Genomic DNA, 15,132 nt, shown 5'->3' with positions numbered 1-15,132 from the left:
GGGCTTTCGTTTGCAGTAAAGCGAGTGTTCCCGTTCTTTTTGTGAGGCGCTCAAGTTCCTTTGATCAGCGATCTTTCCGAGACTAACTAGTCGACTACTCACCAAAAAAACAAGGTCCCGCCGATGCGTAGTTGCCGTAGCGAATTGATGTCGCGTGTCCGTAGCAAGGACACCAAAATCGAGATTGCTGTTCGAAAACTTGCTCATAGGCTTGGTTACAGATTTCGAACCAACGTTGCAAAGCTTCCAGGTAAGCCTGATGTGGTCTTCCCTCGTTTCAACACAGCCTTATTTGTGCACGGTTGTTTTTGGCATGGTCATTCTTGTGAAAAGGGCCGTCTTCCGAAGACCAATGCCTCGTTTTGGGCAGAAAAAATCGAGACAACTAAAATCAGAGACAGGCGGAACGCTCGGGAGCTTGAAGATCTTGGATGGCGTGTTTTTGAGTTGTGGGAATGTCAATTGAAGGATGAGGCTCAAACCATCGACTTCCTCAAAACGATTCTTCGACGGTGATAAGGCGGAGCAAAAAGTGAATTGAACTAGAAGTTTTCGTGCCGTTGTCTAGAGTGTGCATTTGATTCGGTTGGAAGTTTTTTAGGGGGTTTCATGGCGGACAGTTACACTAAGACGTTGCCGGAACCCAAACCCATTTACGTAGTTGATTTCTTTAGTGGTTGCGGCGGTGTCAGCTACGGATTCAAGACGACTCGGTCAACGACACACGCGTTCGAAGTGTTGGCTGGTATTGATATCAATCCTGATTCTCTTGCCACTTATGCCGAAAATGTCGAGACTTCAGCTATTCTCAAGGACGTGTTCACCATTGCTGAACAGCCCGAGTTGTTGATGGACCTCGTACCTCGACTGCGGGATCGGCAGCCGGATCAACCTCTGGTTTTCATCGGTTGCGCTCCGTGTCAAGGGTTTAGCGCTCACCGAAAAAAGGACCCTAGGGATGACCGGCGAAACAATCTGATGCTAGCCTTTGCGCGAATTTGCGCTCATTACCTGCCAGACTTCGTGGTGATGGAAAACGTTCCCGAGATCTTGCGCGGCCGTTTTAGCCAGTACTACGGTCACGCGAAAGCCGAATTTGAAAGCGTCGGATACAATGTATCCGACGGTATTTTGGACCTGAGTCTATTTGGAGTGCCGCAAAAACGCAGGCGCGCTGTTGTCCTTGCATCGATCCGCGGAAAAGTTGAGTTGCCCGAAGCCCCCCTTTCAGTGAAGCAAGCTCGCACCGTACGAGATGCTATATCTCACTTAAGGCCGCTTGGGGCTGGTGAGGTGGATCCTTACGATGCCTATCACAGGGCTCCGAAGCACATTGACCGCATCTTAGATAAGATAAAAAAAATTCCCGCCGATGGCGGTGACCGAAGGCACTTGCCGAGAGATGAGCAGTTAGCATGCCACGCCGACATTGACGAGGGGGAGGCGCCGGGGTTTACCGACGTATACGGTAGGCTTCGCTGGGATACTCCGAGTGTGACGATCACAGCTAAAAGCAGTACTCCATCGTGTGGTCGTTTCCTTCACCCAGAGCAGGATCGAAATATCACCCCCCGAGAAGCAGCGATTTTGCAGGGGTTTCCTCATTCCTATATGTTTAAGGGAGCTTTCATTAGCCAGTATCGGCAAATCGGTGAGGCGGTGCCCCCTCTGTTTGCCCGGTTTCTTGCAAAAGCTGTGCTAGATGCAGTGCAGCCCACTCGGCGTTTTACCCCGGCGTCGACTAAAATGAACGACCGCAGTGTCAAGCCTGTCGTGGTCGACGCTTTCTCTGGAGCGGGAGGGTTGTCGCTCGGGTTTCATTGGGCTGGCTTCGAGACCGGCTTAGCTTTCGATGTTGATCAGGATGCAATCGCTACCTTCAACAAGAATTTCGGCCCAGTTGGTCGGGTTGCTGACGTCAGAGATCAGGCGTTAAGGGGTGCAATTCGCGCTAGAGCCGGGGATAGGCCACTCGTGCTCGTCGGTGGTCCGCCGTGTCAAGGTTTTTCGCAGCAGCGGCGAGGTAATGATGACGATCCAAGAAATAATTTGGTACTCGAGTTTGCTCAGTTGGTTGAGGACCTCAAAAGCCTCCCGTCGGTTATCATCCTTGAAAACGTTACGTACCTGAACTCCCCACGTGGGCGAGATATCCTACGTACATTTAGATCTAGGCTTGATAGTGCAGGATACGAAGTTGAGAGATTTGATCTCAACTCAGCTGAATTTGGGGTGCCGCAGCTGCGTCACCGAATAATCCTAATTGCCAAACGCCGTGATCTTGCCAATCCTCTAATTGCTCCATCGCCGGGCATTGGAAACTGGCCAACTGTTGGCGATGTTTTGAGGGGACTTCCAGAGGATGGAGCGCCAACAGAATTATCAAATCATCAGGTCAGCGCTGAAGGCAGCAAAAACAAGCAACGAATCGCTTATGTTGATATGGGGCGGGGCCGATTGGCGATACCACAAGATTTGCAACTTGACTGCCACAGTTCGTACAACGGGCACTTAGATGTTTATGGGCGGCTGGATTGGTTCGGACAAGCGAGAACTATTACTGGTGGATTTGACAGCTTTACTCGAGGTGAATTTGGGCATCCATTTTTCAATAGATCAATAACTCACAGAGAGGCAGCGCGGCTTCAAGGGTTTCCCGATTGGTTCGAATTTATGGGAAATCGTTCGGCGGTCAGACGGCAAATCGGCAACGCCGTTCCGCCTCCGCTAGGGTATTCGTTGGCGGTATGCGCGCAAAGTCTTATTGGGTTTGAGGTTGAACGGCAGCCGAGCACGGAGTTCGCTGCATGACTTCCGATATTGTTAAATCTTACACACTTACCCGCAATGTTCTAGGTGATACAATTGCCCGATCAGCCGAACGTGTCTCCAAATACATCAATTTGATTGGTGACGGCCTCCTTGGAGACGACTATCGGAATTTGAGCAAGGTTCAGAAAAATGATATTTCGGCCCTTGCATCTAATACAGGATTATTTGTTCAGGCGGACGAGGGTGGGTATTTGCCTACTGAGCTTAACAGAAACTACAGGATCCTTCAGGCGCAAAATCCAAATGATTCGTGGCAGTGGTTGCTTACGCGGACGTTGTGGCATCAGCAGGTCCCAAACGGGTCAAACGGAAGATATAATGCGCCAGCGAAAGCAGCAGGCGTTGAGTTTAATCTATTCAAAAGCATAGTTACCGTTACCCAGATACTTGCGGGTATGTCAAATGACGAGCGTTTTTTATACTACTCAGAACTCCTTTTTATCCTCAAAAATGATGAAAACTGGGCTCTCGAACCTTTAAGTTTTCTCGCTCAGCTTATGCATCTACGTAAGGCTGGGCTTGTAGATAGAAATCGTGCTTTGCTGGAAGACTTAGAGGACGAGTACGGGGCCGGTCGAGACAACCTCAATACTGTCTTTGTAAAGGCGTATCGTCAAACAGGGCTTTTTTCATTCAAGGTTCTTGGCGGCGCGAATGTCGGTATAGCTCTTGCAGCCGACCTGACGCCGGTGCTCCAGCGTCGCGTCCGACATGTCATCGACACAGACTTGAGTGGCGATCCGATAAACGAATGGACGAAGTTCATTGGCCATCATGCGAATGATATTCCACTTGAGGTTGATTTAGTGGACCAGCATGATGAAGTTGAAGAGGATACGGTGGCTGCCGAAGTCATCGAACAGCGCGACATTGCGGACTTAGTATCTGATTTTCATGAACATTTAGCCGCAGCTGGTCTCAGGTTCTCACGCCAGTTTGTAGCGCGCTTTGTCGCCGCCGTGCTCACAAAGCCGTTTGTTATACTTTCAGGTCTCAGTGGTTCTGGCAAAACGAAACTCGCCGAGGCTTTCGCAATCTGGCTGACGGGTTTATACGTTAATAACGATGCACTCAGCGCTGGCACGGAGGTGCGAGCTACCACTGCAAAATATCGCGTTGTGCACTCTGATAGCCACGCAGTAACGTTGCGATCGGAGGACGACGCGGGCGGCGAAAAGCTCACAACGCTGCCAAGAGGTCTTATCGACGATTGGGTCTCGGTCATTCTCAGGGAAAGCCTGACACGTGAAACCAAGGCACGAGACATACGTGAATTAGTTGGGCCTGAGACGAGTTACGATCTTCATTTAAATGGGCTAGAAAGCCACCTTAAGGCTGTTGCGTTCGCTGTCGTGGAGAATAAGGCTCGGCTAGTTCCGCAAAACAGATTTTGTGTTGTCCCCGTCGGGGCGGATTGGACGAGTAGCGACCGTGTTTTGGGATACCCAGATGCCCTAGATGTACAAGCTTACGTGAAGACACCGTCTCTTAACGTACTTCTCGGTGCCCATCTAAACGCAAAGAATGTCCATCTGCTCATAATGGACGAAATGAATCTATCTCATGTCGAGCGTTACTTTGCTGAGTTGCTTTCTGCTATAGAAACAAGGAGCACGATAAACCTTTATGATCCCGTATCCGGACCGCGCGGGGACGTCCCACATAGTATATCGAAGTATCCGCCTAACTTCGTGGTGATTGGAACGATCAACGTCGATGAAACGACGTATATGTTTTCGCCAAAAGTTCTCGACAGATCTAATGTCTTGGAGTTTCGAATGAACGCGGAGGATCTAAGAGATTATCTAAAGGTCCCAGCTAAACCCGATTTCACGAAGCTTACCGGGTTGGGTGAGGGATTTGCTTTCCTTTTCGATGGATGTTTTGAAGCGCCCAAGTTGGACGCTGGAATGATAGCAGACCTGACGGAAGAGTTAGCGATTGTGTTTGAGATCATGCAAACTTATGGCTCTGAATTCGGTTACCGTGTCGCTTCGGAAATAACTAATTACATCGAGATTTACTTGGCCCTGCAGCCGCAAAATGCGAACGCTTTCGACGAAGCACTTGATGCTCAGCTCGTGCAGAAAATTCTTCCGAAGCTACACGGGGGTGAGCGGGAATTAAGGCCGATCCTATGGGCCTTTGCAGCACTGGCGGTGGGCAGCGACGTGACGCTAGCGAAATCTTCTGGGCTAGAGCACACTCGTAGCCGTGTCCGGGCTGCATTGCTGTCGGAGGGTGGCGATCCTACCTCCGAAGCTGTCGGGCCGGCAAGATTTCCGCTTACGTTGGAAAAAGTCACACGGATGCTGCGGCGATTGCGCCAGAATGGATACGTGAGCTTTGCTGAGAACTAGACATTATGATCTTGAGCTTTTTCAACGAAAAGTTAGATTTGGTCGGCAGTGTCACAATTGTCGCGAAGTCTGACATTGTGGGTCTAGCTCCGCCGCTGATCGTTATGTCAGGTGCGGAAGCACAAGCTCTTGGGGAGCCCCCATTCCAGCTCTTGGAGGGCAGTTCATATGAATACGTCGTTCAAAAAGTGGGCTTAGAGCTCAAAGAAATCCCGACTATAATTCAAAAGACCCGTTTAAAGGGAGAGCTTGACCGCGGCACCATGGCGACTGGTCTCAATGTGGGCACGATCCATCTAACCTTAATAGATCAGGCAGGGAATGAGCTTGGCACGGCAGCCGTCGAGGTTCGGTCAAGGAAGCTGGATTATCGTGTCGAATATAGAGACATGATGGATGACATATCTCGTTGCGCTGTCGACCTGATCGGTACTATGGCAAGTTACGCCCAGGGGCGTCGTGAAATAACTTTGAAGGGTGACCCCAATACATTACAGCAGCGCTATTTTCTGTTGCGCGGTATTCTTCAAGGACGACCCTTCCGTCAGGCAGTTGCTCAAATTCTCGAGTCGCCACATTCCAAGATGAGTGCAGTGGAAAGCATCGGTGATGTGCGCAAGGGCATCAAGCCGACCAGGACCGTACTAAATCAGATTGCTGCGGCAAGACGGCGTATTAAGGTACCAAATGGTCACGCTCTTCAGGACCGAGGAATAAGCTCTATCCCCCACGAAGTGGCCACTACTGTTTCAGTAGTTAGCTATGACACTCCAGAAAATCAGTTCGTAAAACGGGTTTTGGAGATTCTGCGAGCCACACTAAGCGGGATAAAGCATCTTTATGAGACAATCGCAGATCTAAAGTCTCAGCAACATCTCAGCGTACTGTCGGACATGCAAAGCATGACCGATTGGCTGGATTCCGTTTTAAATTCCGATCTCATGCGAAGAATTAGTCGCGCTGGTGCACTAAGCTATTCGAGTCCCGTACTTCAGAGAAAGGTTGGATACCGCGAGTTGCTTCGCGGCTGGCTTGCTGCTCAGATGGCGTCTCAACTGAGTTGGTCAGGAGGAGAACTTGTTTTCGGAGCGGGCCAAAAGAACGTGGCTACACTCTATGAGTACTGGTGTTTTCTACGGGTTGTTGAAGCTGTCCAACAAGTAGCCCATTTGCCGGCTGACTTCGCTAAGGGGCTTATCCGACAAAATGGAGGTGGGCTTGAATTCACTTTGGCTAGAGGCAAGCAAGCAGACATAATCGGTGTCACCGAGATACTGGGTCGTCGCTTGAAGGTCAAAGTTTCGTTCAATGAAACGTTCAGACAGCGGGCGAAGTATCACAATGCAGGATCGTGGTCTCGAGAAATGCGCCCAGATGTAACTTTAACGTTTTGGCCCAGTGACTTAGCTCCGAACGACGCTGAAGCGGTTGGACTTGTCTCGCGCATTCATTTCGATGCAAAATACAAATCAAAGGTGTCTTCGTTCAGAAAAGACCCTGACGATAATGAAGACGCTTCTGTGATCTACAAACGCGACGACTTAGCAAAGATGCACGCTTACCGCGACGCGATACGCAGGTCGGAGGCAGCCTACATACTATATCCTGGGGAGAGTGGCGGTGACGACTCGTTCGAGATCTACGATGAAATATTGCCGGGATTGGGCGCCATCTCGCTAAGGCCGGGCGATCCCCGCGGCCTAGAGATCTTAGTGGCTAAGATCCGCCTCTTGGCTCAGAACTGCAGTATGCAACTCTCACAACGCGAATATTTATCGTACTCGCAAAATTATACTAAGCGGATCGAGCCGAGTTTATTGAATGCGCTTCTGCCCGATCTTTCTCCGACGATAATTGGCGAAACACAAGCACCCTCGATCCGACTAGATATTCAACGAATTCGCCATATTTTTATGTGCAACATCAACACTGCCAAGGACATTAGATTTGATGGGGCAACTAGGGTACTTTCCGTGCCGGTCAGAGAGCTCGTACCTGAAGCTTTTTCAATTGGACTGAAAGACCGACTCATTTTCATAACTGAGGGTACCGTCAAGAGGCTAGCGTACGTTGATCAAGTAGGGCTTGGAGTTGGGGAGGTACGGCTCTCGGTTTCACTCTACGACTCGGATGCGCTAGTTGCACTAACCGATGAACTCACAGTGCGAGGCTCTGGCGCTTCGTCAGACTTCTGGCTTATCAGTCTTTGACGGCAACGTGGTCAAACGCTGTCTGAAGATCGTGATTTGATAACGCGATAAACCTGCATTCTACTGCAACCGACCGCTCTCCCGATTGCTGCAGGGCGCTCGCCTGCTGCATGAAGCCGAAGAATGGCTTCATGGTCTACACGCACTTTCCCACCCTTATAGACCCCATTGAGCTTTGCATTCCGAATTCCTTCGCGTTGGCGTTCTTTTATGAATCGCCGCTCCATTTGTGCGACCATCCCAAGAACGGTGAGAATGACTTTGCCCATTTCGCCTTTGGTCGTAACGTGAGGCTCAAGCACCGTGATGAACGCGCCGCGTTGTTCGCATTCGTAAACGATGTTGAGTACGTCGCGGGTATCGCGCCCTAGTCGATCAAGCCGGGTGACGATTAATTCGTCCCCTTGGCGCATGAATTCGATAACGGTCTCTAGCTCGGTTCGGCCTTCACGGCTACCGCCCGACACCTTTTCTGAGCGAATGATTCCGCAACCCTCAGTTCGAAGTCGGTCAAGCTGAACCTGCAAATCCTGATCAATAGTGCTGACGCGTGCGTAACCGATGCGAGCCATGTGTAACCTCAAGGTTTAGGCCTTAGGCTACCTTGTCACAAATAGTCGCTGTCAACCCAGATGTTACATCGAGGGCTGTAACTATCGCAGCGTCACATAGGGGTATACCCTGATGTGCAAGTGCTTTTACGTCGTTGAATAGTCAGTGCGCCCTTCCAGCAGCCTGCCGCATCAGCGTCACAACTTTTCTTCGAGCGCCCCCAGAGTAAAACAGATTGAGCCCACTACGGTACAATTCGGGAACGAAAAACTCATCTCCGTACCGAAAAAGAACGCCATTGTCTTCAAGAACCCTAAGGTCTTCACCGCCAAGCAGTTCGTGCGCGCGTTCGAACGACCAAGGCAGTTCACGCTGATTACCAACTAGGTCCTCAATCTTGCGGAATATTCTCTTTAGATCGACGTTCTCCTCGCCGGTTTCAGATACTCGCTCCTTGCTACAAGGTCCAATTGCATCGCGCATTGCGCGCGGACTTAAAAGTCTTTGGTCGTAGTAAACGTCGCTAGGGGTAGACCTCGAAGCTGACTCCGCAAGAAAGCGCACGAGGTCTCGAGCTTTTATGCTGCGATTGAAATCCGAAAGCGACGACATTGTCCATTCGAGAGATCTTGCTTCCCGTGAGGTATTTGGCCCCATTTTCCAACCCCATAGCTCAACAAGTGCCTGACTGCGCTGCTCTTCGTCTAACGTCGCTAAGCTCTCTGGAGCAATGGTTGACGATAAGCTGCCAGCTTGTTCCGCGACCCATAGAGCCAATGCAGACGCCTCTGCCCAATTCCAACGGAGAGCAAATGCGGAGTAACGATCGGCGAATTGCTTATAATTATTGACCATGGCGTATCGAGCCAAGTCTTCTCGAACAAAAATAACACATCCTACGCTTTTGGCCGGAAGCTGAGAAAGCCAATCTGGGACAAGTCTAAGCAGGGCCTCTACCGCTGCTTGCTCTTCTACACTTGTCCGGAGTTTTGAAAATAATGTCTCCACCCCATCGAATATGCCCACTACTGCTTGGCCGGGCTGGAGCGAGTCAATGAATGGTCCAAATGCGTTAGGCTTTCCGGTCTGAAAACCTGCACGCCACGCGATCATATCCAGCCAGAACTCTCGCCACGCAACTGCACTACCAGCATCCGGCCGTTGCAATTGATCCTGAACAGCGTCAGCAATTACCTGATCATTGAGAGGGATTCCACCTGTTAACGCGGCGGCGGCGTCAGAGGTTACTCTACGCTCTTCCTCTCGAGCTTTTAGGTCTAAATCCTGAGGTGGAGTCACGGGCAATACTAACGCGCCAGTGGTTCGATTATCTTGTGAATATTCTACCCCGAGCTTCTGAATAAAATTTCCCCATGTCTTAGATAACGCAAGTGACATGAAGGTATATGATTTGCCTGATCCTTTTTCTCCGATCACCGTAACTGTTGGTGGCGTGCTTTGGTGCCGTTCAGCTAGGTTTACCAAAGAGGCTGTTGGGTATATCTCAGCTTGTGGCTTGCTCTCCGCAAAAATGCTTCTTTTCGCGTATTCAGCGAGGTTTTCACGACGCGCTTTTGCGTCAGCGAGAACGCCGTGATGTTTAGAGTCTAACGATTGTGGTGCCGGGAGGAGTGAGCCGAAAATCGAATGCATTTGGTCTGGGAGAGTGGTTTTAGCTAAACTGCGTAGTGCTTCTCTTAGATCGCGGGGCAGTATTGTTACAGTCGGCTCTGCATCAACAACGGAGGTAGTTATGGACGCCTCCTGAAAAGGGTTCCCGTGTTGGTCATCATTTTCGTCAGACGACGCTAATTGCGCCAAGAACAAACGTATTTCTTCCTCAAATGCCGACATTGCATTCAGCGCGCTCTCTTGTCCAAACCCTGCATCCTTAAGTCCAGGCGGGCTTTGGTTAATAATGACTGTTGGCAGACTTGCGTCGAATCTGGTGTTTGACGCTCCTCGCCACTTGGCGGCCATCTCTCGCATCCGCTCCAGAAGCATGATAGTTCCGTCGATAGCTTGGCCGTTCAACGTACTGACGAGAACATGCTGAAGCCTAGGGTCAAGAAAAAGAGATGCAACCAACTCAGAGAGACCAGCACGAAGATCGACGATGACGAGATCAGCGCCCATTTTTTTCCCAAGGCGCGCGACTAATGAGCCCACAAAGAAAGGAGATCTTTTTCCAGAAACAGTGAGCGACTCAGGTGATACGCTTGGTAAGCCGAGGTCTCGTGTGCAGGGAAGAACAGTCAAGCCGTCGATATCTTGGTCTGCGAGTCTACTGGCAACAATCTCAATCGCATCGTTCGCTTCAATCTCCAGAGAAGTCGAGGCGATTGCAAGTAGATCCGCAAAGGCAATTCGTGGATTTGGCATCGAATGTTTAAGAAGGCTGGATATTCCAGGAGCTTCGAAATCTGCGTCGATGAACAAAACACGACCGTGAGATTTTTGCACTGCCGACGATAAAGCAAGTGCCAGTGTGGTTCGTCCCATCCCACCTTTAAACGAATGAAAAGTAAGAACTGGGGGGCAGTCACCTAAGTCATCTGTCTCGGCGACTTCATAAGGCATATTATAAACCACTACTGATCCCGACATAAGGGTGGGGCGAAGCCGCAGTCGCTGTCCCGATTTCCAGTCTTCGTCAACTCTTTCAAACTCTACTGGAACAACGCGAGGCGAGCCGGAACTCGTAGGCTCGAGCGCGATCGCAAGCTCTCCCTCCAAAAATCGCGGGCCAAAAACTTGTCTGAGCCAAGTTTTAACTGGCTCTAGTGTCGCTTGAGGGAGAAGATAAAGCGCCAAGCGGGAAGGTAACGGTTGTGCTCTAAGTACCTCAGGAGGGGCGGAGCGAACCGTTTCATCGTCTCGGAGGCGGTCGAGCAAGTCGAGATAGGTATAAAGCTCTGTCATTTTAGATTCCCTGCGTCGCCATTCGTGTTTCAACCGCATCCAATATGTTTTCCAGCCACAGTTCGACATTGACCACATAGACGTCGGCTATCTTGACACCGTAGCGGGCGGCTTCATGTAATTTGTAAGGCGGAAAAGCGGTACCGTTTACGGTGAATGAAAGAGGGGAGGTTCCAATATCTACCGGGAGGAGTCCAGCGGCTTGGCATAGCTGCTCGATATTGTGCAGATCAATATCGCGTTTCGGCAGCCCCAAACTCGCTGTCAAGGCAGTCTTGAGGTCGCCGGTAGTGGCAAGCGAACCCGCCGTCATTAATAAATACTTCAAACCGCACTCTGTGGCGTAGAAAAGTGAAACAAACCGAGAGCGTCTCGGCACTCCGGTTACGCCTGACGCTAATCGATGGCGTTGGAAAGCCCGTCTGACATCTACAGAATCGGACGAAACTTGAGCCATGAGCATCCTCCACAATTACCGCTATCTTGTTCACGACCGTCCACGTCGTATACAAGTCAGGTTACTATCATAAGTCGAACACACAGGCCAAGCCTGCACCATGATATAGAGATCTAAGATAAAGCCTGAAGCATTGGCGTTCCCCGCCTCTGCCACTGCGAATTTGCCGGACTCGTGTTCCCAAGTTCTTAATTCGGCTAAACGCCAGAGATTTTTCTACTTAAATTGTTGTTGCAATCTTGCCAAAGCGTGTAGCTCAAAGATGACAGTATATGCGTTCTCTGTTCATGGGCTTCGTTTGTTTATACATCCGATGAATTGCTCGAACGGCTTCGACGCCGAGGCGAGACTGATGGTGGTGATCGTCTCACCGCCCTTGTCGCTGATCGTCAGTTGCTTGCCGTCTTTGGCGTCTGTCAGGATGTCTTTCGGCAACCCGTAGAATTCATGCCATCCCGAATAGTCAGCAACATCCCCATCGGCGACATATGAGCGAGCGCCGTCGATTTTCCACGTGGTCGTGACGTTGCCGGTGAAGCCATTTTCCACGAAGCCAGCGAGTGCTTCCCCGGGCGCTCCCATGAAGCCGACCAGTATGTCGCCTTGTTTTGTCTCCACATAACAAGTATCGCCCCAGTCCTCTTCCCGTTTTGCGAACGTCCATGAAGACTTTGCTGTTTGGGCCGGTCCGTCAGATTGGGCCAAGAAGTCTTGGATGTTTGCATTCTGATCAGTCGATGGTCTCGATGTGTCGACATTATTGTTGGGAGCTGAACCGAAGTTCAAACCGCTTTGACCTGAAGACTTTGCGAACGGTGAAGTGGTAGATGGTTCTGCTGATTTGAAAATAGACGGGCCCAGCCTCGTCAGTTCAGTCAGGCAATTTTTAAGTTCGCTGCTGAACGCCACTGCTTCACCGAAATCGACAGCAGGAACAACCCAAATCGGCTCGTCCCCGTCGAAGTAAACGATGAAAGAAGCAGGTTTTATTGGTTTGGTCATGACTTTCACCATGTTGTCCACCATGGATGCCAATTCGCTTGCGTGTGGTGCGGGGATCTCTCCGTATAATTCATTGCCGTTGAGAACTTTGGCATCAAATACGACCGTTCCTGCGCCGCGCGCACCTATCCTGACTTTGGTTGTCTGATTAACCGGCAAGTTCCACTGTTGCTTGATGACCCGCAATCTAGGCATGACTTCATCGATGCCGACCAGATCATATTCGATGGCCACCGACTTCGCCGCCCAGTTAACACTTCGCAGTACGCAGGAAGCCGTTTTGTCTTCAGTATCCGAGGTTTTTGATAGAACCTCCCATGTGCTGCCCTTATAGTAAGACTGTTCTTCGGCGCGTGCGTGCGTTGCGACGGCAGCGGCGACGCTGACACCCAGCACTGCGAGGATCATATGGGCTTTCTTGTTCATCAGGATTTCTTTCGCTTCGCTACTTGCAGCACGTAGGCTTCAGGCCAGTCTTTGCGATGGCTGAAGGTTTTGGAGGATGTTGGCTTTCATCCTAGTGAACTCATCGTCGGTGATTGCACCCGAGGCACGTAGAGCGGCCAGTTTTTCGATACGTTCGATCTGGTCAGCCGAACCGGACGAATTGACCTGACGCGTTGGGTGACTACTGCCACCCGTACTTGCGGCAGCTTCCTGCCTGCGAGGCTTCGACGGCGTGCTTCCGACCACGATGAAGGCGATGATGCCGATGAGCGGGATGAGGCATGTCAGCGCCAGCCAGCCGCTTTTATCGAGGTCATGCAAGCGCCTGACGATGATGGCGAGTGACGGCAGGTAATGGCCGATGACAATCACCGCAGAAACGAGTGGTTGCGGTTCATTCGGCCCGGCAATGATCACGTCGATGATCAGACCGCCGAATGCAAGGGCGAGTATCACAAGATGAAAGTACCAAAACTCACTCCGGGTGGATCGACCTGCAAAGGTCGCGTAGCGGCGCATGGCCTCGATATAGGCGGTCATGATGATTCCGATGCGTGTGTGATGTGATCAGGGCCGGGTGAACGGGGGCGTTATGCCGTGGGCTGGCTTTTCTTCCGCTTGGCCGAACGCCATGTGAAGAAGCCCATGACTGCCAGCGCGATGGCGATGTAGCCCCAGATCGTGATGTCACCGAAGTTGCCCTGCGTTGAAGCAAGGAAAGCCAGCAGCCCGGCGATGAAAAACATGATGGCCCCCACCAGCGGCAATGCGAACGAAAAGGCCCCTGCAATGAAAAATACGAGGCCGACCAGCATTCCGATTGATGCAGCAGCACCCGTGGCGCTGTCATTGGCCAAGCCACTGCCTGCGGTCACTGCGCACGACTGCAGCAACACGAGGAGGCCAAGAAACAGGCCGATAATTCCTACTGCGATTTTCATAGTACCCCCGTAGCGATGCGTCGGCATCCATCTAAGATTGAAATTTAATATGTCGGATATATGCCATGGCGTAATGGTAGGCAAGGTGGTCGCCATGCGAGTATGGAACATCGTGAGCGTATTGGAAGAAACCTTAGAACAGTCAGGGTCGCACAACGTATGACGCAAGAGGATCTTGCTGGATTGGCGCGCGTTGACCGAACGACCATAAGTGGAATCGAGCGTGGCGATTTCAATGCGTCGGTCGACCTTTTGGCACGGTTGGCCGATGGACTATCTGCTGACATTTCTGCTTTTTTCGCCATTCCCGAAAGCGACGAACGGCCAGAGCCGTTGAAAGCTGGCCGCAAACCGGGCCGGTAACTGCCGCCCAAACGCTGCTGTTTTATCAAGGGCAATATGCTTGGTCGGAGTTTCATCGCTCAATACTCCCCTGCCAGCATGATGGTCAGCACCTTGCAGGTCACTGCATCAGGGTCAGGCGAGCCGTTCTGTAAATCGCGGTCGTAGTAATCGATCTTCCAGAAGAACAAGGCTTCGTTGACCTTCACAGCGCCGAAGTCATGTTCACCGTAAGGGTCGTTGCCGGGTGAGAAATCAGCAAAGGCCTGAACAGCCCTGATCACGTTGCGACGGGTGTTCTCATCGAGAGCGTTCACCCCCTGTGTCAGCATCACACGCCCTCCGACCAAACTTGATCGAAAGGCGTCGTTCTTGGCGCGGATGGTTGAGGTTCGTTGAACCGCAGCCGCATTCAATGCTTGCGTAAGTGCGCAGGCCATCGCTGATCAAGCCTCGACATAGGCAGGGTGAATGATGGCGACCTGATCGATACGGCGCGTAAATGCCGGGTCATCAAGATAATCACGCCACTGAAGCCGCAAGCTACCTTCAGCTTTCACCTCCATGACTTTCGCCTCATACCAGCCTTCAAGCGGGCCTTCCGTCGCCAGTACCACGCTACCGACGATGATCTTGTCGAAGCTGTCGGGCAGGCTTTTCGGGCGCACTGGATGAGTGACATCGGCAGGCGGTGGTTCAGGCGCGGCGCGTGGCTGTTCAAGCCGTTCGCGTTCTTCATCGGAAAGGTGCGCTGCAATTTCGTTATAGAGGTCTTGCTTGACGAACGGCACGAAGGCCTTGCCGCTGTCGAATAGCTTGCCTTGAGGCAATCGCGTCAGAAGCGACCTGATCTCATCGCTCTCAACTTTCAGGGCAAACATACCCATCAATTCGGCGGCCTTTTCGGCGGGGCGGGTGTCGGTAGCTGGGAAGAACGATGCATGCGGCTTTCGCTTGTCGTCGCGGCCCAAAATGATGATTGGGCAAGGTAGGGTGATGGGCGAAGCAGCGGTCGTGGTTGCGGTGGTCATATTTGTATCTCTCCAAATAGAAGAGGGGCCGTAACG

Annotated in this window: 13 protein-coding genes; 5 read left to right on the top strand and 8 right to left on the bottom strand. The window is 51.4% G+C overall.

Annotated elements, in window-relative coordinates; translation table 11 throughout:
* Positions 1-123: 123 nt before the first annotated feature.
* The 4 genes from CFBP5473_RS13650 (at position 124) to CFBP5473_RS13635 (ending at position 7,402) form a co-directional block, all read left to right on the top strand.
* Entirely contained in the window at positions 124-516 is a 393-nt protein-coding gene (locus tag CFBP5473_RS13650) for a very short patch repair endonuclease (RefSeq protein ID WP_084631826.1), read from the top strand.
* Between the two features lie 93 nt (positions 517-609).
* Positions 610-2,811, top strand: coding sequence for a DNA cytosine methyltransferase (locus CFBP5473_RS13645; RefSeq protein ID WP_037171770.1), 2,202 nt, complete (start codon positions 610-612; stop codon positions 2,809-2,811).
* Entirely contained in the window at positions 2,808-5,192 is a 2,385-nt protein-coding gene (locus CFBP5473_RS13640) for a hypothetical protein (protein WP_027677045.1), read from the top strand. The genes CFBP5473_RS13645 and CFBP5473_RS13640 overlap by 4 nt, the downstream gene beginning before the upstream one ends.
* Before the next feature lie 5 nt (positions 5,193-5,197).
* A complete protein-coding gene (locus CFBP5473_RS13635) occupies positions 5,198-7,402 on the top strand; it encodes a DUF2357 domain-containing protein (protein WP_027677044.1) in 2,205 nt (734 codons plus the stop codon).
* A gap of 11 nt (positions 7,403-7,413) precedes the next feature.
* Here the strand turns inward: CFBP5473_RS13635 and CFBP5473_RS13630 are convergent, their stop codons facing one another.
* From CFBP5473_RS13630 to CFBP5473_RS13605, 6 genes are all read right to left on the bottom strand, one after another.
* A complete protein-coding gene (locus tag CFBP5473_RS13630) occupies positions 7,414-7,974 on the bottom strand; it encodes a recombinase family protein (RefSeq protein ID WP_027677043.1) in 561 nt (186 codons plus the stop codon).
* 142 nt (positions 7,975-8,116) lie between these two features.
* Entirely contained in the window at positions 8,117-10,876 is a 2,760-nt protein-coding gene (locus CFBP5473_RS13625) for a KGGVGR-motif variant AAA ATPase (protein ID WP_027677042.1), read from the bottom strand.
* 1 nt (position 10,877) lies between these two features.
* Complete coding sequence (locus CFBP5473_RS13620; protein WP_136954369.1) at positions 10,878-11,333, bottom strand: hypothetical protein; 456 nt, start codon at positions 11,331-11,333, stop codon at positions 10,878-10,880.
* Between the two features lie 285 nt (positions 11,334-11,618).
* Positions 11,619-12,761, bottom strand: a complete 1,143-nt coding sequence (locus tag CFBP5473_RS13615) for a hypothetical protein (RefSeq protein ID WP_027677040.1) — start codon at positions 12,759-12,761, stop codon at positions 11,619-11,621.
* Positions 12,762-12,800: 39 nt separating this feature from the next.
* Positions 12,801-13,322: a DUF805 domain-containing protein gene (locus CFBP5473_RS13610; protein ID WP_051441418.1), complete on the bottom strand. Its 522-nt coding sequence runs from the start codon at positions 13,320-13,322 to the stop codon at positions 12,801-12,803.
* Positions 13,323-13,372: 50 nt separating this feature from the next.
* Positions 13,373-13,723, bottom strand: a complete 351-nt coding sequence (locus CFBP5473_RS13605; protein WP_027677039.1) for a hypothetical protein — start codon at positions 13,721-13,723, stop codon at positions 13,373-13,375.
* 159 nt (positions 13,724-13,882) lie between these two features.
* Between CFBP5473_RS13605 and CFBP5473_RS13600 the strand changes: the two genes are divergently transcribed.
* A complete protein-coding gene (locus tag CFBP5473_RS13600) occupies positions 13,883-14,086 on the top strand; it encodes a helix-turn-helix domain-containing protein (RefSeq protein WP_337678375.1) in 204 nt (67 codons plus the stop codon).
* A 59-nt stretch (positions 14,087-14,145) separates the two neighbouring features.
* Here the strand turns inward: CFBP5473_RS13600 and CFBP5473_RS13595 are convergent, their stop codons facing one another.
* Together CFBP5473_RS13595 and CFBP5473_RS13590 are read right to left on the bottom strand one after the other, a co-directional pair.
* Complete coding sequence (locus CFBP5473_RS13595; protein WP_234881764.1) at positions 14,146-14,397, bottom strand: DUF3768 domain-containing protein; 252 nt, start codon at positions 14,395-14,397, stop codon at positions 14,146-14,148.
* 114 nt (positions 14,398-14,511) lie between these two features.
* Positions 14,512-15,096 carry a hypothetical protein gene (locus CFBP5473_RS13590; protein ID WP_027677036.1) on the bottom strand — a complete coding sequence of 195 codons (585 nt, stop codon included), beginning with the start codon at positions 15,094-15,096 and terminating at the stop codon, positions 14,512-14,514.
* Between the last annotated feature and the right edge of the window lie 36 nt (positions 15,097-15,132).

The sequence above is a fragment of the Agrobacterium larrymoorei genome, assembly GCF_005145045.1.
Taxonomy (GTDB): Bacteria; Pseudomonadota; Alphaproteobacteria; order Rhizobiales; family Rhizobiaceae; genus Agrobacterium; species Agrobacterium larrymoorei.
This window is presented reverse-complemented; position numbering and strand designations above follow the sequence as displayed.

Excerpts from the sequence above, each read along its gene's own strand:
- CFBP5473_RS13650 (WP_084631826.1), top strand. The coding sequence starts at position 124 with ATGCGTAGTTGCCGTAGCGAATTGATGTCGCGTGTCCGTAGCAAGGAC.
- CFBP5473_RS13645 (WP_037171770.1), top strand. The coding sequence starts at position 610 with ATGGCGGACAGTTACACTAAGACGTTGCCGGAACCCAAACCCATTTAC.
- CFBP5473_RS13640 (WP_027677045.1), top strand. The coding sequence starts at position 2,808 with ATGACTTCCGATATTGTTAAATCTTACACACTTACCCGCAATGTTCTA.
- CFBP5473_RS13635 (WP_027677044.1), top strand. The coding sequence starts at position 5,198 with ATGATCTTGAGCTTTTTCAACGAAAAGTTAGATTTGGTCGGCAGTGTC.
- CFBP5473_RS13630 (WP_027677043.1), bottom strand. The coding sequence starts at position 7,974 with ATGGCTCGCATCGGTTACGCACGCGTCAGCACTATTGATCAGGATTTG.
- CFBP5473_RS13625 (WP_027677042.1), bottom strand. The coding sequence starts at position 10,876 with ATGACAGAGCTTTATACCTATCTCGACTTGCTCGACCGCCTCCGAGAC.
- CFBP5473_RS13620 (WP_136954369.1), bottom strand. The coding sequence starts at position 11,333 with ATGGCTCAAGTTTCGTCCGATTCTGTAGATGTCAGACGGGCTTTCCAA.
- CFBP5473_RS13615 (WP_027677040.1), bottom strand. The coding sequence starts at position 12,761 with ATGAACAAGAAAGCCCATATGATCCTCGCAGTGCTGGGTGTCAGCGTC.
- CFBP5473_RS13610 (WP_051441418.1), bottom strand. The coding sequence starts at position 13,322 with ATGACCGCCTATATCGAGGCCATGCGCCGCTACGCGACCTTTGCAGGT.
- CFBP5473_RS13605 (WP_027677039.1), bottom strand. The coding sequence starts at position 13,723 with ATGAAAATCGCAGTAGGAATTATCGGCCTGTTTCTTGGCCTCCTCGTG.
- CFBP5473_RS13600 (WP_337678375.1), top strand. The coding sequence starts at position 13,883 with ATGACGCAAGAGGATCTTGCTGGATTGGCGCGCGTTGACCGAACGACC.
- CFBP5473_RS13595 (WP_234881764.1), bottom strand. The coding sequence starts at position 14,397 with ATGCTGACACAGGGGGTGAACGCTCTCGATGAGAACACCCGTCGCAAC.
- CFBP5473_RS13590 (WP_027677036.1), bottom strand. The coding sequence starts at position 15,096 with ATGACCACCGCAACCACGACCGCTGCTTCGCCCATCACCCTACCTTGC.